Source organism: Xinfangfangia pollutisoli, assembly GCF_020179405.1.
Classification (GTDB): domain Bacteria; phylum Pseudomonadota; class Alphaproteobacteria; order Rhodobacterales; family Rhodobacteraceae; genus Pseudogemmobacter; species Pseudogemmobacter pollutisoli.
The window spans coordinates 12,292-33,222 of sequence record NZ_JAICBZ010000036.1 but is presented as its reverse complement, the minus strand read 5'-3'; the positions used below and the strand labels follow the sequence as shown (position 1 = coordinate 33,222).

At 66.1% G+C, this 20,931-nt stretch carries 24 protein-coding genes; 11 read left to right on the top strand and 13 right to left on the bottom strand.

Annotation, left to right across the window (positions count from 1 at the left end; genetic code table 11):
• Positions 1-93 precede the first annotated feature (93 nt).
• Positions 94-783 (bottom strand): Holliday junction branch migration protein RuvA, encoded by a 690-nt coding sequence (ruvA, locus tag K1Y73_RS12105; RefSeq protein WP_225028555.1) that lies wholly within the window; start codon positions 781-783, stop codon positions 94-96.
• Positions 780-1,292 carry a crossover junction endodeoxyribonuclease RuvC gene (gene ruvC, locus K1Y73_RS12100; protein ID WP_225028554.1) on the bottom strand — a complete coding sequence of 171 codons (513 nt, stop codon included), beginning with the start codon at positions 1,290-1,292 and terminating at the stop codon, positions 780-782. Before ruvC ends, ruvA begins: the two co-directional genes overlap by 4 nt.
• A gap of 347 nt (positions 1,293-1,639) precedes the next feature.
• Between ruvC and K1Y73_RS12095 the strand changes: the two genes are divergently transcribed.
• On the top strand, positions 1,640-1,843 hold the full coding sequence (locus tag K1Y73_RS12095) for a DUF1127 domain-containing protein (RefSeq protein WP_225028553.1): 204 nt from the start codon (positions 1,640-1,642) through the stop codon (positions 1,841-1,843).
• Between the two features lie 114 nt (positions 1,844-1,957).
• Here K1Y73_RS12095 and K1Y73_RS12090 read toward each other — a convergent pair whose 3' ends face one another.
• The 3 genes from K1Y73_RS12090 to K1Y73_RS12080 form a co-directional block, all read right to left on the bottom strand.
• Entirely contained in the window at positions 1,958-2,308 is a 351-nt protein-coding gene (locus K1Y73_RS12090) for a hypothetical protein (protein ID WP_225028552.1), read from the bottom strand.
• 112 nt (positions 2,309-2,420) lie between these two features.
• The gene (locus K1Y73_RS12085) at positions 2,421-3,293 is read right to left on the bottom strand and encodes a 50S ribosomal protein L11 methyltransferase (RefSeq protein ID WP_225028551.1); all 873 of its coding nucleotides are present in this window, start codon (positions 3,291-3,293) and stop codon (positions 2,421-2,423) included.
• A 224-nt stretch (positions 3,294-3,517) separates the two neighbouring features.
• A complete protein-coding gene (locus K1Y73_RS12080) occupies positions 3,518-5,707 on the bottom strand; it encodes a primosomal protein N' (RefSeq protein ID WP_225028550.1) in 2,190 nt (729 codons plus the stop codon).
• Positions 5,708-5,821: 114 nt separating this feature from the next.
• Here K1Y73_RS12080 and fsa point away from each other — a divergent pair, with 114 nt between their 5' ends.
• The 3 genes from fsa to K1Y73_RS12065 all read left to right on the top strand — a co-directional run bounded on the left by fsa (position 5,822) and on the right by K1Y73_RS12065 (position 8,143).
• Positions 5,822-6,475: a fructose-6-phosphate aldolase gene (gene fsa / locus K1Y73_RS12075; RefSeq protein WP_225028549.1), complete on the top strand. Its 654-nt coding sequence runs from the start codon at positions 5,822-5,824 to the stop codon at positions 6,473-6,475.
• A 139-nt stretch (positions 6,476-6,614) separates the two neighbouring features.
• The gene (locus tag K1Y73_RS12070; protein ID WP_225028548.1) at positions 6,615-7,568 is read left to right on the top strand and encodes a hypothetical protein; all 954 of its coding nucleotides are present in this window, start codon (positions 6,615-6,617) and stop codon (positions 7,566-7,568) included.
• Between the two features lie 275 nt (positions 7,569-7,843).
• Positions 7,844-8,143 (top strand): hypothetical protein, encoded by a 300-nt coding sequence (locus K1Y73_RS12065; protein WP_225028547.1) that lies wholly within the window; start codon positions 7,844-7,846, stop codon positions 8,141-8,143.
• A 22-nt stretch (positions 8,144-8,165) separates the two neighbouring features.
• On the opposite strand, the gene K1Y73_RS12060 is transcribed toward K1Y73_RS12065, so the two are convergent.
• Entirely contained in the window at positions 8,166-8,678 is a 513-nt protein-coding gene (locus K1Y73_RS12060; RefSeq protein ID WP_225028546.1) for a BrnA antitoxin family protein, read from the bottom strand.
• A gap of 214 nt (positions 8,679-8,892) precedes the next feature.
• On the opposite strand from K1Y73_RS12060, the gene K1Y73_RS12055 reads away from it, so the two are divergent.
• From K1Y73_RS12055 to K1Y73_RS12045, 3 genes are all read left to right on the top strand, one after another.
• Positions 8,893-9,585, top strand: a complete 693-nt coding sequence (locus K1Y73_RS12055; RefSeq protein ID WP_225028545.1) for a DUF484 family protein — start codon at positions 8,893-8,895, stop codon at positions 9,583-9,585.
• Complete coding sequence (locus K1Y73_RS12050) at positions 9,582-10,505, top strand: tyrosine recombinase XerC (RefSeq protein WP_225028544.1); 924 nt, start codon at positions 9,582-9,584, stop codon at positions 10,503-10,505. Before K1Y73_RS12055 ends, K1Y73_RS12050 begins: the two co-directional genes overlap by 4 nt.
• Positions 10,506-10,587: 82 nt before the next feature.
• Complete coding sequence (locus K1Y73_RS12045) at positions 10,588-11,292, top strand: CDP-alcohol phosphatidyltransferase family protein (RefSeq protein WP_225028543.1); 705 nt, start codon at positions 10,588-10,590, stop codon at positions 11,290-11,292.
• A gap of 44 nt (positions 11,293-11,336) precedes the next feature.
• Here the strand turns inward: K1Y73_RS12045 and K1Y73_RS12040 are convergent, their stop codons facing one another.
• The 3 genes from K1Y73_RS12040 to K1Y73_RS12030 form a co-directional block, all read right to left on the bottom strand.
• Positions 11,337-12,173: an EamA family transporter gene (locus K1Y73_RS12040; protein ID WP_225028542.1), complete on the bottom strand. Its 837-nt coding sequence runs from the start codon at positions 12,171-12,173 to the stop codon at positions 11,337-11,339.
• 148 nt (positions 12,174-12,321) lie between these two features.
• The gene (locus K1Y73_RS12035) at positions 12,322-12,765 is read right to left on the bottom strand and encodes a methylated-DNA--[protein]-cysteine S-methyltransferase (RefSeq protein ID WP_225028541.1); all 444 of its coding nucleotides are present in this window, start codon (positions 12,763-12,765) and stop codon (positions 12,322-12,324) included.
• Positions 12,762-13,658: a LysR family transcriptional regulator gene (locus K1Y73_RS12030; RefSeq protein ID WP_225028540.1), complete on the bottom strand. Its 897-nt coding sequence runs from the start codon at positions 13,656-13,658 to the stop codon at positions 12,762-12,764. The genes K1Y73_RS12035 and K1Y73_RS12030 overlap by 4 nt, the downstream gene beginning before the upstream one ends.
• A gap of 123 nt (positions 13,659-13,781) precedes the next feature.
• On the opposite strand from K1Y73_RS12030, the gene K1Y73_RS12025 reads away from it, so the two are divergent.
• Positions 13,782-13,976: a DUF1127 domain-containing protein gene (locus K1Y73_RS12025; RefSeq protein WP_225028539.1), complete on the top strand. Its 195-nt coding sequence runs from the start codon at positions 13,782-13,784 to the stop codon at positions 13,974-13,976.
• A gap of 66 nt (positions 13,977-14,042) precedes the next feature.
• On the opposite strand, the gene K1Y73_RS12020 is transcribed toward K1Y73_RS12025, so the two are convergent.
• Positions 14,043-15,020 (bottom strand): P1 family peptidase, encoded by a 978-nt coding sequence (locus K1Y73_RS12020; RefSeq protein WP_225028538.1) that lies wholly within the window; start codon positions 15,018-15,020, stop codon positions 14,043-14,045.
• An 11-nt stretch (positions 15,021-15,031) separates the two neighbouring features.
• The gene (gene ileS, locus K1Y73_RS12015; RefSeq protein WP_225028537.1) at positions 15,032-17,920 is read right to left on the bottom strand and encodes an isoleucine--tRNA ligase; all 2,889 of its coding nucleotides are present in this window, start codon (positions 17,918-17,920) and stop codon (positions 15,032-15,034) included.
• A 245-nt stretch (positions 17,921-18,165) separates the two neighbouring features.
• Here ileS and K1Y73_RS12010 point away from each other — a divergent pair, with 245 nt between their 5' ends.
• From K1Y73_RS12010 to K1Y73_RS12000, 3 genes are read left to right on the top strand one after another with little or no spacing between them, the layout of a single operon-like run.
• Entirely contained in the window at positions 18,166-19,029 is an 864-nt protein-coding gene (locus K1Y73_RS12010; RefSeq protein ID WP_225028536.1) for a hypothetical protein, read from the top strand.
• A 41-nt stretch (positions 19,030-19,070) separates the two neighbouring features.
• A complete protein-coding gene (locus K1Y73_RS12005) occupies positions 19,071-19,451 on the top strand; it encodes a DUF2237 family protein (RefSeq protein ID WP_225028566.1) in 381 nt (126 codons plus the stop codon).
• Between the two features lie 8 nt (positions 19,452-19,459).
• Complete coding sequence (locus K1Y73_RS12000; RefSeq protein WP_225028535.1) at positions 19,460-19,870, top strand: group III truncated hemoglobin; 411 nt, start codon at positions 19,460-19,462, stop codon at positions 19,868-19,870.
• Here K1Y73_RS12000 and K1Y73_RS11995 read toward each other — a convergent pair.
• Entirely contained in the window at positions 19,867-20,442 is a 576-nt protein-coding gene (locus tag K1Y73_RS11995; protein WP_225028534.1) for a helix-turn-helix transcriptional regulator, read from the bottom strand. The two genes, K1Y73_RS12000 and K1Y73_RS11995, sit on opposite strands and share 4 nt — an antisense overlap.
• Positions 20,443-20,479: 37 nt before the next feature.
• A complete protein-coding gene (locus tag K1Y73_RS11990; RefSeq protein WP_225028533.1) occupies positions 20,480-20,911 on the bottom strand; it encodes a hypothetical protein in 432 nt (143 codons plus the stop codon).
• Positions 20,912-20,931: the final 20 nt, after the last annotated feature.

Here is a 20,931-nt window from a genome sequence, read left to right as displayed (position 1 = left end):
CAGACCGCGCAAGATCGCGCCGCCACCGGGCTTTGGCCTTCCTCTCTGCGAAAATATCCCGGGGGTCCGGGGGCAGAGCCCCCGGCCGTGCCGCTACCTAGGCGCCAGCAGCTTCAGGCTGGCGCGGATCAGCGCCGCAGTGTCGGCCTCGGGCGCCTCGCCCGCGGCGGAGGCCACCGCCTGGGCGGCATCGCCCTGGCCATAGCCCAGATTAAGAAGCGCCGACAAAGCATCGGCCGACTGCGCGGCGCGCCGGGCGCCCTCGCTTGCCGCGGCCTTGCCCGGCGCCTTTGCGGCCCGGGCCGCCGCCACCACCACCGGGGTCTCGATCACCTCGTCCAGTTCCGGCGCCGCCGACAGGCCCGCGGCCTGCACCATCACCCCCGGCGCCTTGGATTTCAGTTCAAGAATCACCCGCTGCGCCAGTTTCGGCCCCACGCCCGGCGCCGCCTGCACCGCTTTCGCATCGCCCAGCGTGATCGCCCGCGCCACGCCCTCGGCCCCCAGCGTGCCCAGAATGGCCATGCTCGCCTTGGCGCCCACGCCCTGCACCGTGGTCAGCAGCTTGTGCCATTCCTTCTCCAGCATGGTGGGAAAGCCGAACAGCTGCAGCAGATCCTCGCGCACCAGAAGTTCGGTGAACAGCGCGCAATGCTCGCCCGGACCCGGCAACCCGGCCAGGGTCCGCTCGCTGACATGGACGATATAGCCCACGCCGCGCACGTCGATCAGCACGCTGTCGCCGCCCTTCCAGTCGATCCGCCCCGCGATCCGCCCGATCATCCTGCCGCCCTCTTCACCGCCGCCTCGAACCGGCCGGCCGATTGCAGATGATGCGCGTGGCAGATCGCAATCGCCAGCGCATCCGCCGCATCCGCCCCGGCGATCTGTACCCCCGGCAGTTGCAGCCGCACCATATGGTCGATCTGCACCTTGGCCGCATGGCCCACGCCCACGACCGTCTTCTTCACCGCATTGGGGGCATATTCGCCGACGGCCAGCCCGAATTGCGCCGGCACCAGCAGCGCGATCCCCCGCGCCTGGCCCAGCTTCAAGGTCGCCACCGCATCCTTGTTGACGAATGTATGCTCGACCGCCGCCGCCTCGGGCGCCCAGGCGCGGAACACCTCGGTCAGCGCCGCATGCAGCCGCGCCAGCCGCTGCGCCAGAGGCTCCACCCCGTTTTCGCTGTGACAGATCCCGTTCGCGACATGGCTGATTCGGGCGCCCGAGACGTCGATCACCCCCCAGCCCAGGTTTCTGAGCCCCGGATCTATCCCGATCACCCGCATTTTCGCCCCGCCCGCCTGTCCAAGACCGCTCGTTCCCGCGATCTTTTCATTATGTTGCAAATTAGCACGAACAGAGAACAGGCGCCACCGCCGAAACCTGGGCTTGCGGCGCGGCGCGGGCCCGTCAAAAAGCGATGGAAAACGACAGGCCTGCAGACGAAAGCGACACATCCTGCCGTCTTTCGCATAGCTTCCTCAAAACATGGCAGAAATTCGTCAACAGCCATGCGGGAAATGCAAGGCTGCCTTGTCTGGGCTTCGCTTGCTCTGTTCAGGGCGCCGGATTATCTGGCCTCATGCAAGCGGGAATGCACCCGTTTTAAGCAGTTTTTGAAAAGGAAACCACCATGGCCGCCATCGAAACGAGCCGCCCGGCGCCGTTCGGCGCCATCACGACTTACCGCGCTGTCAATGCGCTGTCGAACGTCTTCGCGACGTTCGCGGTGTGGAACGACGCGCGCGTCACCCGCAAGGCCCTGGCCAAGCTCTCGGATCGCGAGCTGGACGATATCGGCCTGTGCCGCGGTGACATCGAGATGCTGGGGCGCTAAGCCCATCAAGACCACAAGAACGGTCGCCGGACAAAAGGCCGTCTTCGGGGAACCGAAGACGGCCTTTCTGTTTCTTCCGACCTCTGGCGAAGCCCCGCGCCTACCGCACCGGAACTACCGCGCCGGAAACACCTCGCCCAGGAAGGCCGAAATCCCCCGCGTCACCGGATCGGCCGCCATCAGCGTCGCCGCCACCGGATCAACCCCCGTGCCCTGCGCCATTTGCGTCACGCGCTGGTCATAGGTCTCGGCCCCCACGGAGAAATGGATCGCCCCTTTCAGCGTGAAGCCCAGCGCCAGCACGACCAGCGCCGTGCGCGCCATCCGCCCCCAGGATCTTTGCCGCCGATAGGTCGAGGACAGGCCCAGCGTGCCCGCGGCCTCGAAGCCATAGCCCTTGCGGCGCATCCGTTCGATCCGCCGGACACGGCCATGAAAATCATTCAGATTCGGGTCCGCCCACATCCAAGCCATCCCAGCCAGGTTTGCCATCTTGTGGAAGGGGTGCGTCGGAAATGTGGCAGAAATGCGGCGCGCGCCCGGGGGCGCCCGTCATTTGGCGTTAATTTTCAAAGGATTATTCGCGAACCATCACCAATGCCGACCACTCGCCCAGATCGTTGCGATCTTCAAGACGGAAGCCGGCCGCCTGATAGGCGGCGATGATCGCCTCGGCCTGCACGACCAAGAGGCCCGACAGAATCACCTTGCCGCCCGGTGCGGCATGGCGCGCCATGTCGGGCGCCAGCTCGATCAGCGGACCCTTCAGGATATTGGCGAAGATCAGCTCGTAAGGCGCCGCCTCGGCCAGACGGCGATGGCCGAAGCCCGCCGCCTCCAGACAGGTGATCCGCCCCTCCAGCCCGTTGATCGCCACATTCGCCTCGGCCACATCCACCGCGACCCGGTCGATGTCGCTGGCGATCACCAGCGCCTCGGGCAGCATCTTGGCCGCCGCCATCGCCAGAACCGCCGTGCCGCAGCCGATATCGGCCACTTTCGCCGGGCGGAAGCCTTCGGTGAACAGCCGGTCGAAGGCCAGAAGACAGCCCAGCGTGGTGCCATGATGCCCGGTGCCGAAGGCCATCGTCGCCTCGACCTGCAAGGCCACCCGGCCCTCGGGCAGCTTGTCGGCATCATGGCTGCCGTAAACGAAGAAGCGCCCGGCATCCACGGGGTGCAATTCGCGCTGCACCTTGGCCACCCAGTCAACATCGGGCAGTTCGCTGACCAGGAACGACTTCGCGCCAAAGGCGGTGGCCAGGATCTCCAGCACGATCTCGTCCGGCGCCTCGTGGAAATAGCCGCCGACCTCCCAGATGCCGGACCCGTCCTCGACCTCGAAGACGCCGACGCCATAGGGCTCGGGCTCCATCCGCTCCATCGCCTCGCCCAGGGCGCGCGCGGGGTCTTCGCCGGTCAGCGTGGTCAGGGCGGAATAGGTGGGCATGGGCGGGCTCCTTCGGCTGTGCAGCGCTTTAGGCGCAGGGGCCCGGCATGGCAAGAGGCGCGTGGCGCGGCAGGCCCCGGGGCGCTGCCCCGGACCCCGGGATATTTGGACAGAGAGGAAGGCCGCAAGCTGAAAAGGCTTCGGGCCTTCCTCTCTGCAAAAATATCCCCGCCGGAGGCGAAGGCCCGCCAAGGGGCGCACGGTCTGACCGAAGGGAACCCGGCCTAATAGAAGCTCTGCGGGTCGATATCGACGGCCAGGCGGATCTGCGGCGGAAGGCGCAGCTGCGCCAGCCAGTCGCGCAGCGCCGGCTGCAACTGCACCGATTTCGGCGCCCGGACCAACAGCCGCACCCGGTGCCGGCCGCGCACCCGCGCGATCGGCGCCGGGGCCGGGCCCAGCACCTCGGCGCCGGCCAGCCGCAAGGGCCCGTCGCGGCGGGCAAGTTCATTGCCCAGATCGAAGACCTGCGCCACATCCGGGCCCGACAGGATGATCCCCGCCATCCGCCCATAGGGCGGCACGCCCGCCGCGCGGCGTTCGGCCGCCTCGGCGCGCCAGAAGGCCTCATCCGCGCCCGACAGGATCGCCTGGATCACCGGATGTTCGGGTTGATGGGTCTGCAGCCAGGCCTCGCCGCGCCGTTCCGCGCGCCCCGCCCGGCCCGCGACCTGGCGCATCAGCTGGAAGGTGCGTTCCGCCGCCCGCAGGTCCGAGCCTTGCAGGCCCAGATCGGCATCAATCACACCGACCAAGGTCAGCAGCGGGAAATTATGCCCCTTGGCGACGATCTGGGTGCCGATCACGATATCGGCCGCCCCGGCCGCGATCTCTTCGATCTGCGCCTTCAGTGCCCGGGCCGAGCCGAACAGGTCGGAAGACAGCACCGCCAGCCGCGCCTCGGGGAAACGGTCGGCCACCTCTTCGGCCAGCCGTTCGACCCCGGGGCCGACCGCATGCATCTTGCCCTCGACCCCGCAGGCCGGGCAGGCGGTGGGCACGGGTTTCGTCGCGCCGCATTGGTGGCAGACCAGGCGTTTGAGGAAGCGGTGTTCCACCATCCGCGCGTCGCAATGGTCGCAGCCGACCTGCGCCCCGCAGGCCCGGCAGACCGTGACCGGCGCATAGCCGCGGCGGTTGATGAACAGCATCGCCTGTTCGCCCGCCTTCAGCCGCGCCTCGACCCCGCGCGCCAGGGTCTCCGAGATCCAGCGATTGGCGGGCAGGCTTTCGGCGCGCATGTCGACCGCCTTCATCGCCGGCATTTCCGCCACGCCAAAGCGCGAGGCCAGATCCAGCCTTGTGTATTTGCCGGTCTCGGCATTGACCCAGCTTTCCAGGCAGGGCGTGGCCGAGGCCAGCACCACCGGGCAGCCCAGGATCGACCCGCGCAGCACCGCCATGTCGCGGGCATTGTACAAGACGCCCTCTTCCTGCTTGTACGAGGTGTCGTGTTCCTCATCGACGACGATCAGCCCCAGATCGCGGAAGGGCAGGAACAGCGCCGAGCGCGCGCCGACGACCAGCCCGACCTCGCCTTCGGACGCCATCCGCCACAGCCGGCGCCGTTCGGTTTGCGTGACACCCGAATGCCATTCGCCCGGCCGCGCGCCGAACCGCGCCTCGACCCGGCCCAGGAAATCCGCGGTCAAAGCGATTTCCGGCAGCAAGACCAGCGCCTGCCGGCCCCGCCGCAGCGCCTCGGCCACCGCTTCCAGATAGACCTCGGTCTTGCCCGATCCGGTGACGCCTTTCAAAAGAAAGGCCTGATAGGCCTCGGCCGCCACCGCCTGCGCCAGGGCCGCGCCCGCGGCGATCTGATCGCCCTCCAGCCGCGCCGTGCCGGATGGATCAAGCCGGGGATAGGGCAGGTCCTTCGGCGCCTCCTCCTCGGCCAGAACGCCCAGCTTCACCAGCCCCTTGACCACGCCCGTCCCGCAAGAGGCCGCCTCGGCCAGTTCCCCCAGCGTCACCGCCGCGCCACCATAGCCGCGCAGGGCCTCGATCACCCGATGCCGCGCCTCGGTCAGCTGGTTCGGCACCGGCCCCGCCAGCCGGTAGACCCGCCGGACCGAGGGCGCATCGCCCAGACCCGGCGCCCGCGTCGCCAGCCGCAGCATCGCCGATAAGGGCGTCAGCGTGTAATCGGCCGCCCGCGCCAGCAACAGCCGCAATTCCGCGCGCATCGGCCGCGCATCCAGCACCCGCGTCACCGGCCGCAGCTTCGCCGGATCCCAGCCCCCCGCGCCCGCGCCCCACACGACGCCCAGCACCCGCCGCGGCCCCAGCGGCACCTCGACGAAATCGCCCGTCCCGCAGCCCCCCTCGGGCGCCTTGTAATCCAACACCCGCCCCAGCGGTTCGGTCGTCAGCACCCCGACCAGCTCACCCGCGCTGAAGACCCGCTCGACCACTGTTTGCGCTCACATCTTTCCGCCCCGCCGCATCTTCCGCCGCGGCGCCCCTTCGTGGTAATAGCCCCCGCAATCCCTGATCTCTACCCCCCGATCCCCCGAAAGGAGCCGGCCATGAAATTCTTCGTCGATACTGCAGATGTCGAGGCGATCCGCGAGCTGAACGACCTGGGCATGGTGGATGGCGTCACCACCAACCCCTCGCTGATCCTGAAATCCGGCCGCGACATCCTTGAGGTCACGAAAGAGATCTGCTCCTTCGTCTCGGGCCCCGTCTCGGCCGAGGTGGTGGCGCTGACCGCCCCCGAGATGATCGCCGAGGGCCGCAAGCTGGCCGAGATCGCCCCGAACATCGCCGTCAAGGTGCCGCTGACCTGGGACGGGCTGAAGGCCTGCAAGGTGCTGTCGGGCGAGGGCCACATGGTCAATGTGACGCTGTGCTTCTCGGTCAACCAGGCGCTTTTGGCCGCCAAGGCCGGCGCGACCTTCATCTCGCCCTTCATCGGGCGCTTGGACGACATCAACCTCGACGGGCTGGAGCTGATTTCCGATATCCGCCAGGTCTATGACAATTATTCCTTCCAGACCCAGATCCTGGCCGCCTCGGTCCGCACGCTGAACCACGCCTCGCAATGCGCCCTGATCGGCGCCGACGTGATGACCGCGCCGCCTTCGGTGATCAAGGGCATGGCGGGGCATGTGCTGACCGACAAGGGGCTGGAGCAGTTCATGAAGGACTGGGCGAAGACGGGTCAGAAGATCCTGTAACTAAAGAAATCGCCAGCGATTGCAAGTAGTTGACCTATGGCCGCACTACTTGCATCTCTTAAGCTGCTTTCCGCTCTATTGAGCCGAGACGCGAGCGATATTGACGGACGGACGATTGCCGACTACCGATTGAAGTGGTTTGGCCTCTTGGGTTTTGGGGGAGCCTTTGATATCCACTTCACACCGGTATGTTTTCGTCTGCGAGATCGGCATAAGCACCCTCTATGACAGGTTTCCCCCACCTACCGCGCGTGCGGTATTTCAAGCGCTTGCAGAGAAGTGCAAGAAGGGGGAGCTACCTGTAAAGAGCACCGGCTTAGCGACTGGAAGAATTCACGATATCCGGATAGATGGCGACTATGTGATAATTCTCTTTCGATATAGTGACCCAGAAATTTCTGAAGGCACCGCAGAAAATATTGAAACACGCGGACTTAGGCGCTTAGAGCTTCTTGAAAAAGAAATTCATGCAGTATCGGCGCACATGTTAATAGACCTTGCAGAGCCGCACGAAGCTACTTCAGCATACCCCACAATAGTAGAAAATGTTGACTCCGTTTCCAGGTCTCTAATGATGGCCTGCCTCAATACCGCATGCCGAGATTTCTTCACTGAGAAGCGCCGGAAGCCAGGAGCAAAAGTAGATCAGGAGTATGGAGTGCGCCTCAACCTACGAGGCCACCAATCTAGCACAATTAAGAGCATCTTGTCTTCAGGTGGCGTCTTGTTAGGAGTTCACTTGGAGACGGCTTCTACCAAAGAAGACGGTTTTGGCGAAGGGAAGTACCCCGTCGTAACAAAGCAACAAGTAGAAATTCAAGTCCAAGGGAGGCCAACTGGGGAAGGCGCAATTAGCTGGCTAAAGGAAAAGATTACTTCCAGCAGAAAGGAAGGCCTCATGTCAGCGAAAATTGTTATTGAAGCAGAGGATCGCCGAAAGACAGAGAAGCTAGATCTTGATCTCCCAGATATCACCGATGATTTCCTAATTCGGCAAACTAGGCTCGACGGGTTCGAAACCCTGCTGCGTAGTTGCGAAAACGAAATTAGAAACGACCTCGTTGAAAAAATGAAGGGAGCCATGCCGCCGTGATGGATTTCATAGAAAAGAGCATCCCCCTTCGTATATTTAATTACATTCGAATCCAGCATGGATACGCCTGGAGGTATAACGTACTTATTCCTTCAATTCTAACTCTCTCCGTCACAGTAGCGTTGTGCACTTTCAGCAGATACGAGTTACTTACCTCAGACGGTCTAGTTAGCGGGTTCTCTCAGGTTCTTGCAATTCTTGCGCCCTTTTATATTGCGTCCTTGGCAGCAGTTTCAACATTTGTCGGCCAGAACGGATTCGACAAAAAGTTTCAGATGACCGATTCACTGGAGATACGGCACCTTGACAAGGGACAATGGGTGATCCGCGAACTAACAATGCGCCAGTTCCTGTCGCTTCTGTTCGGCTACTGTAGCGCAATTTCTATGATACTTTTTCTATTTTCACTGATTGTACCATTCCTTATTGGACCGGATGCAAAGTTTGAGGGGGCCAGCTTCTTGCTGCAATGGGTTGGATTTGTCATTTTCTTGTTTCTTCTATTTCACATGCTTGTCGCCACTTTCTTAGGAATGTACTATTTGAGTGATAAAATGCATAGACCTGAGGAGTAATCTAGTTAGTTTCATCCCCCCCTCACCTAACCCAAGGCACCCCCTCCTCCCCCTCCGGCACTCCGCCCTCTCCAAACCGCCGCTGCTTCACCTCCTGCATCTTCGCCCGCGCCGCCTGTTCCACCGCCGGCCCCTCATCTGCCCAGGCCTCGCCCATCTCCCGCGCCAGATCGCCGAAGTCGGGTTTCGGCCCGTCATGGCGCTCGGCCCGTTCCCGGTAATGCGCAATCGTCTCGGCGCCACGGATCACGCCGGCCAGCCGCGCATGCATATAGCTGCGCAAGACGTCGTTGATCCGCGGCCCGTAGCCCGCGCCCATCGACTTGAAGAACTTCACCACATCGGCCTCAAGCCCGATATTAACCTTCACCCGGGTCGACCGCGGCGTGGCCTGCGCGATCTCGTGCCATTCCGCCGGGATGCGGCCGGTCAGTTCGATCGTGTTGTGCAGGTCCCATTCCAGGCGCCGCATCACATCCATCATATAGGTCATATGGGCGCGCTGGCGGGGGGTCTGTCGGGTCAGGTTCGGCATCGGGGCCTCGGCGGGTGCGTTGCGGCCCAAAGGATCGCGGCGAAATCTTAACGCCCTGCGACCCCGGCGCGCGTAGAGACGGAAGGAAGACGCGTGGCAGACGGCAGGAAGACGGCGGGAAATACGCCGCCTGTTGCCCTCAGGCCCTACCGCGGGCTTGCACATTCCCGCTATACTGCCGGGCAAATCACAAGAAACTGCGGGCAGAATTTCCATGATCGAACCAGACCTGCGCGACCGCATCCTGTCCGAGCCGGAAGTCCTGCTCGAGGATCGCGACGTGATGAATGCCCTTGTCGCCGCGAACGAAAGAGCGATGGGAAACAACATCATAGATCTGCGCGGCATCGCCATGCAGCGGCTCGAGACGCGGCTGGAGCGGCTGGAAGACACCCATCGCTCGGTGATTGCCGCGGCCTATGAAAACCTCGCCGGCACCAACCAGGTCCACCGCGCCATCCTGCAATTGCTCGATCCCTTGGGCTTCGAAGACTTCCTGCGCACCCTTGCCGGCGACGTCGCCGCCACCCTGCGCGTCGACTGCGTCCGCCTGGTCCTGGAATCCCGCGCCGAAGCCGAAGACCCCGCCGCCCGCCGCCTGGGCGAAGTGCTGCATGTTGCGGCGCCGGGCTTTGTGTCCCGCTATATCTCGGGGGGGCGCACCTCGCCGCTGCGTCCGGTGACGCTGCGCCAGACCATGCCCGAAAGCGATGCGCTTTATGGCGACCGCGCCGGTTTCATTCGCTCCGAGGCGCTGATGCGGCTGGATTTCGGCCCCGGCCGCCTGCCCGGCATGCTGGTCTTCGGCGCCGAGGATCCGCATCACTTCAAACCCACGCAAGGCACCGATCTGCTTGCCTTTTTCGCCGGCATCTTCGAGCGGACGATGCGGCGCTGGCTGGCGTGACCCCGCCCCCCTCGGCCCAGGTCTCGGCGGCGCTGGCGGACTGGCTGGCGCAGATCAAGGCGCTGAAAGGCGCCTCGGCCCATACGGTCGAGGCCTATGCCCATGACCTGCGCGATTTCCTGGGCTTCCTGACCCTGCATCGCGGCGAAACCCTTGGCCTGTCGGCGGTTCTGGCCACCGACCAATCCGATCTGCGCGCCTGGATGGCCGCCCGCCGGGCTGCGGGGCTGGGCCCGCGTTCGCTGGCGCGCGCGCTGTCGGCGGTCAAGGGTTTCACCGCCTGGGCGGCCGAGCGCGAAGGGGTGGAGGCGACGGTGCTTCTGTCGGCCAAGGGCCCGAAATACCGGCGAAAACTGCCGCGGCCGCTGACGGTCGAAGGCGCCGGCGCCATGCTGGATTGCGTGGGCGAACAGGCGCGCGAAGACTGGCAGCAGGCCCGCGATACCGCCGTCGTCACCCTGCTTTACGGCTGCGGCCTGCGGATTTCCGAGGCGCTGTCGTTGAAGGCCGCCGACCACCCCCTGCCGCCGGTGCTGCGCATCACCGGCAAGGGCAACAAGACCCGGCTGGTGCCCGTTCTGCCTGCCGCCGCCCAGGCGGTGGCCGACTATGTGCGGCTTTACCCGGGCGCATTGCCCGCCGAGGGCCCCTTGTTCCGCGGCGCGCGCGGCGGCCCGCTTAGCCCAAGGCTGATCCAGCTGACGATGCAGAAGGCCCGCGCCCAGCTGGGCCTGCCCGCCACCGCCACGCCGCACGCCCTGCGCCACAGCTTTGCCACCCATCTCCTGTCCGCCGGCGGCGATCTGCGCGCCATCCAGGAGCTTCTGGGCCATGCCTCGCTGTCGACGACCCAGGCCTATACCGCCGTCGATGCCGCGCGGCTGATGGAGGTCTACGAAAAGGCGCATCCCCGCGCCTGAGGCGCCTTTGCCGCAGGCAGGTCGCTGCCACGGTCGCGCGTCAGGCATTGCCATGCCGGCCGCTTTGCGGCAACAACGCGACATGACGCTGCGTTTAAAAGCCCTTTCGGTTCATCTCTTCACCGCCACTGGCGCCGTTCTGTCGATGTTTGCCATGCTGGCGGCCGTCGAAGAGAAATGGAGCCTGATGTTCCTGTGGCTTGTCGTGGCGCTGATCGTCGATGGCGTCGACGGCCCGCTGGCGCGGCGCTATGAGGTACAGAAGAACTGGCCGACCTATGACGGCGTCCTGATGGACCTGATCATCGACTATCTGACCTATGTCTTCATTCCCGCCTTCGCCCTGTTCAAATCCGGCATGCTGACGGGATGGACGGGTTGGCTGGCGATCATCGTGATCTGCTACGGCTCGGTCGTCTATTTCGCCGACACGCGGATGAAGACCAAGGACAAAAGCTTTGCCGGCTTCCCCGCCTGCTGGAACATGGTGGTGCTGGTGCTGTTCGCGGTCAGTCCGGGCGAATGGACCATCCTTTTCGTGACCGTCGGGCTGACCCTGGCCATGTTCACCAATCTGAAATTCATCCACCCGACCCGCACCAAGCGCTGGCACTGGATCAGCCTGCCGGTCTGCATCGCCTGGATCGGCTTTGCCGCCTGGGCCGCCTGGATGGATTTCGCCGAGGGCAGCCTGTCGCATTGGGGGCTGATCCTGACCTCGCTGTATCTGGCGCTGGCCGGGATCGCGCAGCAGATCATCCCCGAACGCCCCGTCCGCCTGCGCTGACAGCCCGCAGGGCTGCGAATTTTCGACGAAAATTCGCAGCCCCGCTAGATCCGGGTCAACAACACGCCCAGCACGATCACCCCGGCGGCCACCGCCTTGGCGGGGGCCATCCTTTCGCCGAAGGCCAGCCATCCGATCAGCACCGCGAACAGGATCGACGTCTCGCGCAGCGCCGCCACCAGCGCGATCGGCGCCAGCGTCATCGCCCAGATCGCCACCGCGTAAGACCCGAACGAGGCCCCCGCCGCCAGCGCCCCCAGCCGCCAGGCCCGCCCCTCGCGCGGCAGGATCCGGCTGCCGCGCCAGGCGAGCATCCCCACCGAGAAGATCAGCCCGTCGGCGACAAACACCCAGGACACATAGGCCACGGCCGAGCCGGAAATCCGTGCCCCCATGCCGTCGATCAGCGTATAGGCCGCCGTCGCCGCGGCCGAGCCCAGAGCATAGGGCAGAAGCCGGCGGTCCTCGCCCGCGGCAAAGACCCCGCGCGCCATCAAAAGGATGCCTGCCGCCAGCACCGCGATCGCCAGATATTGTCGCGCGCTCAGCGCATCGGTCAGGATGAAGGCGCCCACCAGCGCCACGATCATCGGCGCGGCCCCGCGCGCGATCGGATAGACCCGGCTCAGATCGCCCCGCTCATAGGCGGTGCAGAGGAAGAACTTGTAGCCGAAATGCGTGCAGCCGGCGGCGATGATCCAGGGCAGCGCCTCCCAACTGACGGCGGGCAGGAACAGGACCAGAGCCAGGCCGATCGGCACTTCGAAGATCGACATGATCACCATGGCGCCCAGCTTCGAGGTGCCAAGCTTGATCAGCGCATTCCACAGCGCATGCAGGAAAGCGGCGGCAAGAACCGCCAGAAAGACGCCAAGGCTCACCGCACACCTGTCATGAAACCGTTACATGCAGGCCTAAGCCGCGGCCGCGATGGGCACAAGCCAGGGCTTAGGTCCAGCGCGGGGGTTTCGATAGCCTCAGATCGCCGAGATCGGGCAGGCCCGGGAGTGATGAAACCGGGCCCCTGCCCTACAGCAACAGGCCAGCCGCGCCCTCATGGCGCAGAAGCGCCACTTTGGTCTCAACCCCGCCCGGTGCGGAAAAGCCGCCCAGCGTCTTGGCGCCCAGCACCCGGTGGCAGGGAATGATCAAGGGAATGGGGTTCGCCCCGCAGGCCTGGCCCACCGCCTGGGCCGGCGCACCCAAGGCCCGGGCGATCTGGCCATAAGTGCGCGTCTCGCCAAAGGGGATCGCCGCCATCGCCCGGCGCACGGCGCCGTTCAGCCCCGCGCCCCAGTCCAGCGGCAGATCGAAGTCCTGCCGGGTGCCGTCGAAATAGCCCGCCAACTGGCGCAGCCCCTCAAGCGCCAGCGGGTCGCCATCGCCCGCCGCGTCCCAGACCAGCGCCCGGATCCGCCCCTGCGCCACACGCAGCCCCACCGGCCCGAAGGGCGTTTGCAGCGCGGCAGTCATTCCGCGGCCCGCCGGGCGGGTCCGGGCAGGCTGCCCGACAAAGGCGCGAAAGCCTCACGCAAAAGCGCCGCCATCCCCTCGACCGCGGGCGAGGTGCCGCGCGGATTGCGCCGCAGCACCACCCGCGCGCTGTCGACGATCGGATAGCCATCTTCCGAGCTCAGCTCGCGGCAGCCCGCCGGAATGGTCGACCGCGACAGCGGCGCGATCCCCATGCCATTGACCACCGCGATGCGGAAGCCGCTGGCCACATCGCAGGTCCAGGCCTCGCGCCAGTCGATCCCCTGCCGGTTCAGCGATTCCTCGGCAAAGTCGCGGCACCAGTCCGAGCGCAGATAGCTGCAGACCGGCACCGGGCGGCGCAGATGCTGTGCATGCAGGGTCGAGGTGACCCAGACCGTCGGATCGACGCAGAGGATCTCGCCCTCGTCGACATAGGACCAGTCATAGATCACCGCCAGATCCAGCTCGTCCGCCTCCAGCGCGCGCTGCTGGTTCTCGGAATGATCGACCCGCACGGTCACCTGAACGCCCTCATGCCGTTCGTCAAAGGCCGCCAGCGCGCGCGGCAGCACCGTGCCGGAATATTCGTCGGGAATCCCCACCCGCACCGGCCCGACCAACGGCTTTTCCCGCAGCGCCACCGCCGCCTCGTCCAGCAAAGCCACCACGCGGCGGGCATAGGGCACCAGCTGCTCGCCCCGCGGCGTCAGCGCCACCCCGCGGGCGCGCCGGTCGAACAGCGGCTGGCCCAGACTGTCTTCCAGCCGCTTGATCTGCAGGCTGACGGCCGATTGCGTCCGCATCAGCCGCCCCGCCGCCGCGGTGACCGAGCCGGTATCGGCCACGGCCAGAAAGCTGCGCATCAGATCGCTGTCCAACGGAACGCTCATCGCGGCCCCCTTCCGGGTCTGGCAGGGAAACCCATCAGTTTTCCCAATGACACCCATTAGAGCTATTCGTTTGTGAAATGTCAAAGCCGGTGCGAGAACAAGGCTCAGTTCATGGAGGCCCCGATGTTCACCCGCTTTTTCACCTGGATGCAGCTGCGCCATTCGACCGCGTTCCTGCTGACGCGGGCGGATGACCGGCTTCTTGACGATATCGGCCTGACCCGGGCCGATCTGGAACGGCTTCACCTCGACCCCACGGCCTCGGCCCTCCCGAGGCTGTCGGGGAACCTGGCCCGGACACTCCCTGTGGCGGGCTAGCCGACTGTCGCGGGGGGCCCTGCCCCTCGCGACCTTGTCGCCCCGACGCAAGCGGGGGTTTCGGAACTAGCCGGCCGGGTCCAGGCGCAGGGCGCGCACCTGCGACGGCCGGTCCTCGGCCGCATCATAGCCCGACATATCCTCGGCCATCAGCAGCGCATTCAGGATCGCCTCTTCCGTCGCCTCGATCGCCGCTTCGAACAGCAGCGACAGCAGCGCTTCGGGCTGGGGCGCGGGCTGGGCGCAGGTCGAAAACGCCAACGCATAATCGCCCGAGCCATGCGACAGCGCCGCCCCCGTCCGCGCCAGCCCGCCAAAGGCGCGCGTGGCCAGACGGCGCAGCGTCAGCGCGTCCAGTGCCGCATCACAGGCCAGCACGATCACGATCGAGCCATCGGCATCATGCGCGGCCAGGTTGTCCACCGCCACCCCGTCAATCCGCAGATGACCGCCGTAATTCGCCTGCACCAGCACGCCCAGCCGCTGCCCGCCCACCAGCCGCGAGGCGGTGCCGATCCCGCCCTTCAGCCCGAAGGCCACCGTGCCGGTGCCGGCGCCCACCGCGCCCTCGGCCACCGGCCCGGGCCGCGCCGCGGCAATGGCCAGCCGCATCTCGTCCACGCTGGGCCGGGCCGCGCGGATATCGTTCAGCCGCCCGTCATTCGTCTCGCCCACCACGGCATTGACCGAGGTGGCACGCGCATTCTCGGGATCTTGCAGCGTATGGCGCAGTAACGCCTCGATGCCGCGGCCGACGGCCAGCGTATTGGTCAGCAGGATCGGCGTTTCCAGCTGGCCCAACTCTTGCAGCTGGGTGGCGCCGGCGAATTTGCCAAAGCCGTTCAGCACCGCCAGCGCCGCCGGCCGCTTGTCGCGGAACAGATTGCCCGGATGCGGCAGAATGGCCGTCGCGCCGGTGCGGGTACGGTCGCCCTCGATCAGGGTGACATGGCCGACGGCGACGCCGGCCAGATCGGTGATCGCGTTCAGGGGCCCGGGCGGGAAATGCCCGATCCGGCGCCCCAGATCCCGCAGCCGCGGCACCGGCCGCCGCCCTAGCCCAAGGCCGCGTTGCAGCGCGCGCAGGTGCCCGGATGGGAATGGCTGCCCACATCGGGCAAGACCTTCCAGCAGCGCTGGCATTTCTCGCCCTGGGCGCGTTCGAACACCACCGCCACGCCGGGCACTTCCGGCAGGCGGAAGGCCTCTTGCGGTTCGGGATTGGCCGTCAGCTCGATGCCCGAGGTGATGCAGAGATCGGCGAAATCCACCGATTTCAGCGCCGCCAGAATGGCCGTATCCGCCACATGCACCACCGGCGCCGCTTCCAGCGAGGCGCCGATCACCTTGGCCGTGCGCTGCACTTCCAGCGCGCCGGTCACGGTGCGGCGGGCGCTGCGGATGCCCTCCCATTTCGCGGCCAGCGCGGCATCGCGCCAGGCGGCGGGCGTGTCGGGGAAATCGACCAGATGCACCGAGGCGCCCTCGCCCGGGTTCCGGCACAGCCAGACCTCTTCCATGGTGAAGACCAGGATCGGCGCCAGCCAGGTGGTCAGGCGCTGGAACAGGATGTCCAGCACCGTGCGGCAGGCCCGCCGTGTCAGCGCGCCGGGCGCGTCGCAATAAAGCGAATCCTTGCGGATGTCGAAATAGAAAGCCGACAGGTCCGAGGTGGCGAAAGCGAACAGCTCTTGGAACACGCCCTGGAAATCGTAGCTGGTATAACCTTCGCGCACCTTGGCATCCAGCACCGCCAGACGGTGCAGCACCCAGCGTTCCAGTTCCGGCATCTCTTCCGGCGCGACGCGCTCTTCTTCCGAGAAGCCCGCCAGGTTGCCCAGCAGGAACCGAAGCGTATTGCGCAGCCGGCGGTAGCTGTCGGCCACGCCTTTCAGGATCTCGGGCCCGATCCGCTGGTCGTTGGTATAATCGGTCTGCGCCACCCAGAGCCGCAGGATATCGGCACCGTATTGCGAGACGATCTCTTCGGGGATGATGGTGTTGCCCAGCGACTTGGACATTTTCATGCCCTTCTCGTCGAGCGTGAAGCCATGGGTCAGCACGCCCCGATAGGGCGCGCGGCCCTTGGTGCCACAGGCCTGCAGCATCGAAGAATGGAACCAACCGCGATGCTGGTCGGTGCCTTCCAGATACAGATCGGCAATGCCGTCTTCGGTGCCGTCCGCCCGGTCGCGCAGCACGAAAGCATGGGTCGAGCCAGAGTCGAACCACACGTCCAGCACATCCATGACCTGTTCATAATCCGACGGATCGACGATGCCATCCAGGATCCGCTCTTTGAATCCTTGCACATACCAGACATCGGCGCCTTCGGCCTCGAAAGCCTCGGTGATGCGGGCATTGACGCGCGGATCGCGCAGCAGGAAGTCGGGCGCGGTGGGCTTGGCGCCTTTCTTGACAAAGCAGGTCAAGGGCACGCCCCAGGCGCGCTGGCGCGACAGCACCCAGTCGGGGCGCGCCTCGATCATCGAATGCAGGCGGTTGCGGCCGGTGCCCGGGGTCCATTCCACCAGCTGGTTGATCGAGGTCAGCGCCCGCTTGCGGATCGTGTCGCCATAGGTGGTCATGCCATCGTCCAGCGCCTTGTCGATGGCGACGAACCATTGCGGCGTGTTGCGATAGATCAGCGGCGCCTTGGACCGCCAGCTATGCGGGTAGCTGTGGCGCAGCTTGCCCTTGGCAAACAGCGCGCCGGCATAGGCCAACTGCTTGATCACGCTGACATTCGCCGGGCCTTCCTTGCCATCGGGCAGAACGATGTGCTGGCCGCCGAACAAGGGCAGATCGGCGCGATAGCTGCCGTCCGGCTCGACATTATAGGTCATCGGCAGGCCGAATTTCAGCCCCAGCTGATAGTCGTCATCGCCATGCGACGGCGCGGTATGGACAAAGCCCGTCCCGGCATCATCGGTGACATGGTCGCCCGGCAGCAGCGGCACGTCATAATCCCACTCGCCCTTGCCCTCGGCCACACCGCGGAACGGATGCGCCAGGAACAGGTCCTTCAGCTGGTGCGCCGGCACATCGCGCAGCCGCTGCACTGCGCCATCTTCGATCTTTCCAGCGGCAAAGGTGGCAGCGGCCAATTTGTCAGCGACAAGATACCGGCCCGGAGCCTCGCCCTTCACCTCGTAAAGCCCGTAAGAGATCAGCGGGTTATAGGCCACGGCGCGGTTCTGCGGCAGGGTCCAGGGCGTGGTGGTCCAGATCACCACCTTGGCACCGGAAAGATCGCCATCCAGCACCGGGAAGCCCACCCAGACCTGATGCGAGGTATGGTCGTGATATTCCACCTCGGCCTCGGCCAGGGCGGTCTTTTCGACCGGCGACCACATCACCGGCTTCGAGCCCTGATAGAGCGTGCCGTTCATCAGGAATTTCATGAACTCGCCGGCGATCACCGCCTCGGCGTGATAGTCCATGGTCAGGTAAGGCCGGTCCCAGGCGCCGGTGACGCCCAGGCGCTTGAACTCGGCGCGCTGGATGTCGATCCAGCCCTCGGCGAATTTGCGGCATTCCTGGCGGAAGGCGACGGTGTCGACCTCGTCCTTGTTCAGGCCCTTGGCGCGATACTGTTCCTCGATCTTCCATTCGATCGGCAGACCGTGGCAATCCCAGCCCGGCACATAGCGGCTGTCGCGGCCCATCATCTGCTGGCTGCGCACCACCATGTCCTTCAAGACCTTGTTCAGCGCGTGGCCGATATGCAGGTGCCCGTTGGCATAGGGAGGGCCGTCATGCAGCACGAAGGGCGGGCGCGGCTTGCCATCGGCGCCGGTCTTTTCGCGCAGCCGGTCATAGATACCGATCTCTTCCCAGCGGGCCAGCCAGCCGGGTTCGCGCTGCGGAAGACCCGCACGCATGGGAAAATCGGTTTCGGGCAGGAAGACGGTATCGCGGTAGTCGGGCGTATCGGCGCACATCGGGGCGGCTTTCTTGCGGCTTGATCAGGGAAAGAACGGCAGAAACCCGGCGGCCAGGATCAGACCGCCGGGCTGCTAATTCGCAAGAAAAGCAGGCCGCATCGCATGGCGCGCCTTATAGGCGCTGCGCGGGTCCGGGTCCAGTGGCGCCGGCGCGGCCCCGCGGGGTCGGCCCTTCCCGACTGGACAAGCGCGCCGCAGCCGGCCTTGATGGCGCAAATCCCTGATCCTGCTGTGGTTCCCGCATGAAACCTGCCGCCCTTTCCAAGTTTGCCCCCGCCCTTCTGACCCTTGCCCTTCTGGCCCCTGCCCTTCTGACCCTGACCACCGCGCCGGCCCTGGCCCGGCCCAATGTCGCCTCGCAGGTCGCGGGCCTGGCGGTGCTGCGCTACGACACCCTGCCCGCGGCCCCGCAGCCGGGCGCCGATCGCGCGGCCTGCGCACATCTGCTGTTGGATCAGCCCGCCACGCCGGCCGGGCAGCGGCTGGCGCAGCTGGGCTGGGGCGTCACCGCAGAAGAGCCGCTGGGCGGCTGGACCGCGGTCAGCTTCGTGTCGGGCTATGGCGCCGGCACCAGCGGCAGTTGCGAATTGTCCGATGGCAATATCGGGCTGTTCCAGGGCGACCAGTTGCAAATCCTGGTCTATGCGACCGACCGGCCCGCGACCCAGATCGGCCATCTGGTGCCCTTCGGCCAGGGCGGCTTGCGACTGTTCAGCGGCGATTTCCTGCCCCAGCCGGTGGCCGATCTGCGGGTGCTGGGCACGGATGGGCTGATCATCACCCAACCCGCACTGGAGGAAAAGGTCTGCGGCGGCCGCGCGGTGCTGCCCTATCTGTACGGCCTGCCCATCGACATGGCGCGGCAGTTGCTGGCCGAGGCGGGCTGGCAGCCCGCCCCCCCGGCCGAGCCGCTGGATTTCGGCATCGCACAGGACCTGGCCGCCAGCGTGCCCGAGGTTCAGGCCTGCGCCGGCACCGGCTTTGGCTTCTGCGCCTTCAATTACACCGGCCCTGCCGGCAGGCTGGATGTCACCACCGTCGGCGAGGGCGCCGAAGATGGCAGCCTGCCCCAGGTGGCGGATTATGTCGCAGAATGCGCACCCTGAGGTGAATGGACAGCGCCGTCGCCCCCCGGCATGATGGCCGGATGATGGACCCTTCGCTCAATGTGCTTGGCGGGCTGCTCGAGCCCTGCTCGACCGCCCCAATGACCGGCTTTTACCGGGACGGCTGCTGCAATACTGGCCCGCAGGACCGCGGCCAGCATACGGTCTGCGCGGTGATGACGGCCGAGTTTCTGGCCCTGTCGAAATATCTCGGCAATGACCTGTCGACGCCGCGGCCGGAATATGGCTTTGCCGGGCTGAAACCCGGAGATCGCTGGTGTCTGTGTGCCGGGCGGTTCCTGCAGGCGCATGAGGAAGGGGCGGCGCCGCAGGTGCATCTGCGCGCCACCCATGCCAATACGCTGGAACTGGTGCCGCTGTCGGTGCTGCGGCTGTACGATGCCGCGCCCGAGGCCCGCTAGGCGCGACCATGGCCCGTCTTCCGCCCCGCTTTCCGGTGACCGAGGCGCAGATTGCCGCCGTGGTGGCCGAATTCTACGAATGTGTCCGCAGCCATCCGGGTCTGGGCCCGGTCTTTGCCGCCCATGTGCGCGACTGGCCCGCGCATGAGGCGAAGATCGTAGGCTTCTGGCGCAATGCGATCCTGCATGAGCGGGCCTATGACGGCAATCCGCTGCAGGTGCATCGCGCGGCCGGCAATGTGCGGCCGGGCATGTTCGAGGCCTGGCTGGGGCTGTTCGATTCGGTCCTGAAGCGCGAATTGCCGGCCGAGACGGCGGCGGCCTGGTCGGCGCTGGCGCATCGCATCGGCGCGGGGCTGCGTTATGGGCTGGTCGACCGCGCCAGTGCCACACCCGGCGGCCCGCCGATCCTGCGTTAGGCGCGCTCTGGCGCCGGTTTCGCCGCTTCCGTCTCGGGCCCGGGCAGCGCCGGGGCGGGGGGCGGCAATTCCGGCATCGGCCGGATCGCGCCATCGTCGCGCATCAGGTCCTCGATGAACAGCGACAGAAGCTGCGGCCGGCCCGGGACGCCCGCCTTGCGGTAGATCGCATTGGTCTGCGCCTTGACCGTGCCTTCGCTGGTGTTGCGCAGCCGGGCGATCTCGGCCCCGGTCAGACCCTTGATCGCGAACAGCGCCACATCGCGCTCGGCCGCGGTCAGGCCCCATTCCGCGAACCGTTCTTCAAGCAGATCCATGAAGGCGCCCGAGGCGCGGCGCAGCCGTTCCTCGGCATGGTGGCGGCCGCGCAGGGCACGCGTCAGCGCAAGCCCGCCCAGCACCAGCCCGGCGATCAGCCCCAGCGCCGCGCCCAGTTCCATCAACTCGCGATAGGCCCAGGGGATCGGACCGAAGGGAATGCCCAGGACCGAGGTCAGGATATCGGACACGAAGAAGAAGGCGCAGAGGAACTGCGCCAGGAACAGGGCGGCCAGCAGTCCGCGACCCGCCACGACCGGCCCCTAGACCAGCGATCCGGCCGCGCGGGGCCTAGTCGTCATCGCCATCGCCGCCATCGCCGCCCCCACCGCCTTCGCCGCTGTTGTCGTCGCCGTCGTCATCGTCGCCATCGTCGTCGTCATCATCGTCATCATCGTCATCACCCTTGCCGCTGCCCGAGCCGGTCTTGCCCCCCTCGCCCTGGCCGCGCCCGTCTTCGCCAAGGATCGAGTCGCTGCCGCCGGTTTGCAGATCGCGCAGGATCTCGCCCGTGGCCGGGTTCACGATGATCTCGCGGCTGCCGCGACGGCCGGCGGCGGTGATCCGCATCCGGCCCAGAAGCGTGCGGCTGACGGTGATTTGGTCATAGCCCTGCGCGGTCAGCTGGCCCACGATCTGGGCCACGTAATCCTCGGCCGCGCATGCGGGCGCGGCGAGGATGATCCCCGCCGCACAGAGCCCCAAGAATCTGCGTCGATCCATTCCGCCCATCCCGCACCGCA

Excerpts from the sequence above, each read along its gene's own strand:
- K1Y73_RS12060 (WP_225028546.1), bottom strand. The coding sequence starts at position 8,678 with ATGCCGAACCTGACCCGACAGACCCCCCGCCAGCGCGCCCATATGACC.
- K1Y73_RS12005 (WP_225028566.1), top strand. The coding sequence starts at position 19,071 with ATGATGGACCCTTCGCTCAATGTGCTTGGCGGGCTGCTCGAGCCCTGC.
- K1Y73_RS12030 (WP_225028540.1), bottom strand. The coding sequence starts at position 13,658 with ATGAGCGTTCCGTTGGACAGCGATCTGATGCGCAGCTTTCTGGCCGTG.
- K1Y73_RS12010 (WP_225028536.1), top strand. The coding sequence starts at position 18,166 with ATGAAACCTGCCGCCCTTTCCAAGTTTGCCCCCGCCCTTCTGACCCTT.
- K1Y73_RS12045 (WP_225028543.1), top strand. The coding sequence starts at position 10,588 with ATGACGCTGCGTTTAAAAGCCCTTTCGGTTCATCTCTTCACCGCCACT.
- K1Y73_RS11990 (WP_225028533.1), bottom strand. The coding sequence starts at position 20,911 with ATGGATCGACGCAGATTCTTGGGGCTCTGTGCGGCGGGGATCATCCTC.
- K1Y73_RS12095 (WP_225028553.1), top strand. The coding sequence starts at position 1,640 with ATGGCCGCCATCGAAACGAGCCGCCCGGCGCCGTTCGGCGCCATCACG.
- K1Y73_RS12025 (WP_225028539.1), top strand. The coding sequence starts at position 13,782 with ATGTTCACCCGCTTTTTCACCTGGATGCAGCTGCGCCATTCGACCGCG.
- K1Y73_RS12035 (WP_225028541.1), bottom strand. The coding sequence starts at position 12,765 with ATGACTGCCGCGCTGCAAACGCCCTTCGGGCCGGTGGGGCTGCGTGTG.
- K1Y73_RS12055 (WP_225028545.1), top strand. The coding sequence starts at position 8,893 with ATGATCGAACCAGACCTGCGCGACCGCATCCTGTCCGAGCCGGAAGTC.
- ileS (WP_225028537.1), bottom strand. The coding sequence starts at position 17,920 with ATGTGCGCCGATACGCCCGACTACCGCGATACCGTCTTCCTGCCCGAA.
- fsa (WP_225028549.1), top strand. The coding sequence starts at position 5,822 with ATGAAATTCTTCGTCGATACTGCAGATGTCGAGGCGATCCGCGAGCTG.
- K1Y73_RS12090 (WP_225028552.1), bottom strand. The coding sequence starts at position 2,308 with ATGTGGGCGGACCCGAATCTGAATGATTTTCATGGCCGTGTCCGGCGG.
- K1Y73_RS12065 (WP_225028547.1), top strand. The coding sequence starts at position 7,844 with ATGACCGATTCACTGGAGATACGGCACCTTGACAAGGGACAATGGGTG.
- ruvA (WP_225028555.1), bottom strand. The coding sequence starts at position 783 with ATGATCGGGCGGATCGCGGGGCGGATCGACTGGAAGGGCGGCGACAGC.
- K1Y73_RS12085 (WP_225028551.1), bottom strand. The coding sequence starts at position 3,293 with ATGCCCACCTATTCCGCCCTGACCACGCTGACCGGCGAAGACCCCGCG.
- K1Y73_RS12000 (WP_225028535.1), top strand. The coding sequence starts at position 19,460 with ATGGCCCGTCTTCCGCCCCGCTTTCCGGTGACCGAGGCGCAGATTGCC.
- ruvC (WP_225028554.1), bottom strand. The coding sequence starts at position 1,292 with ATGCGGGTGATCGGGATAGATCCGGGGCTCAGAAACCTGGGCTGGGGG.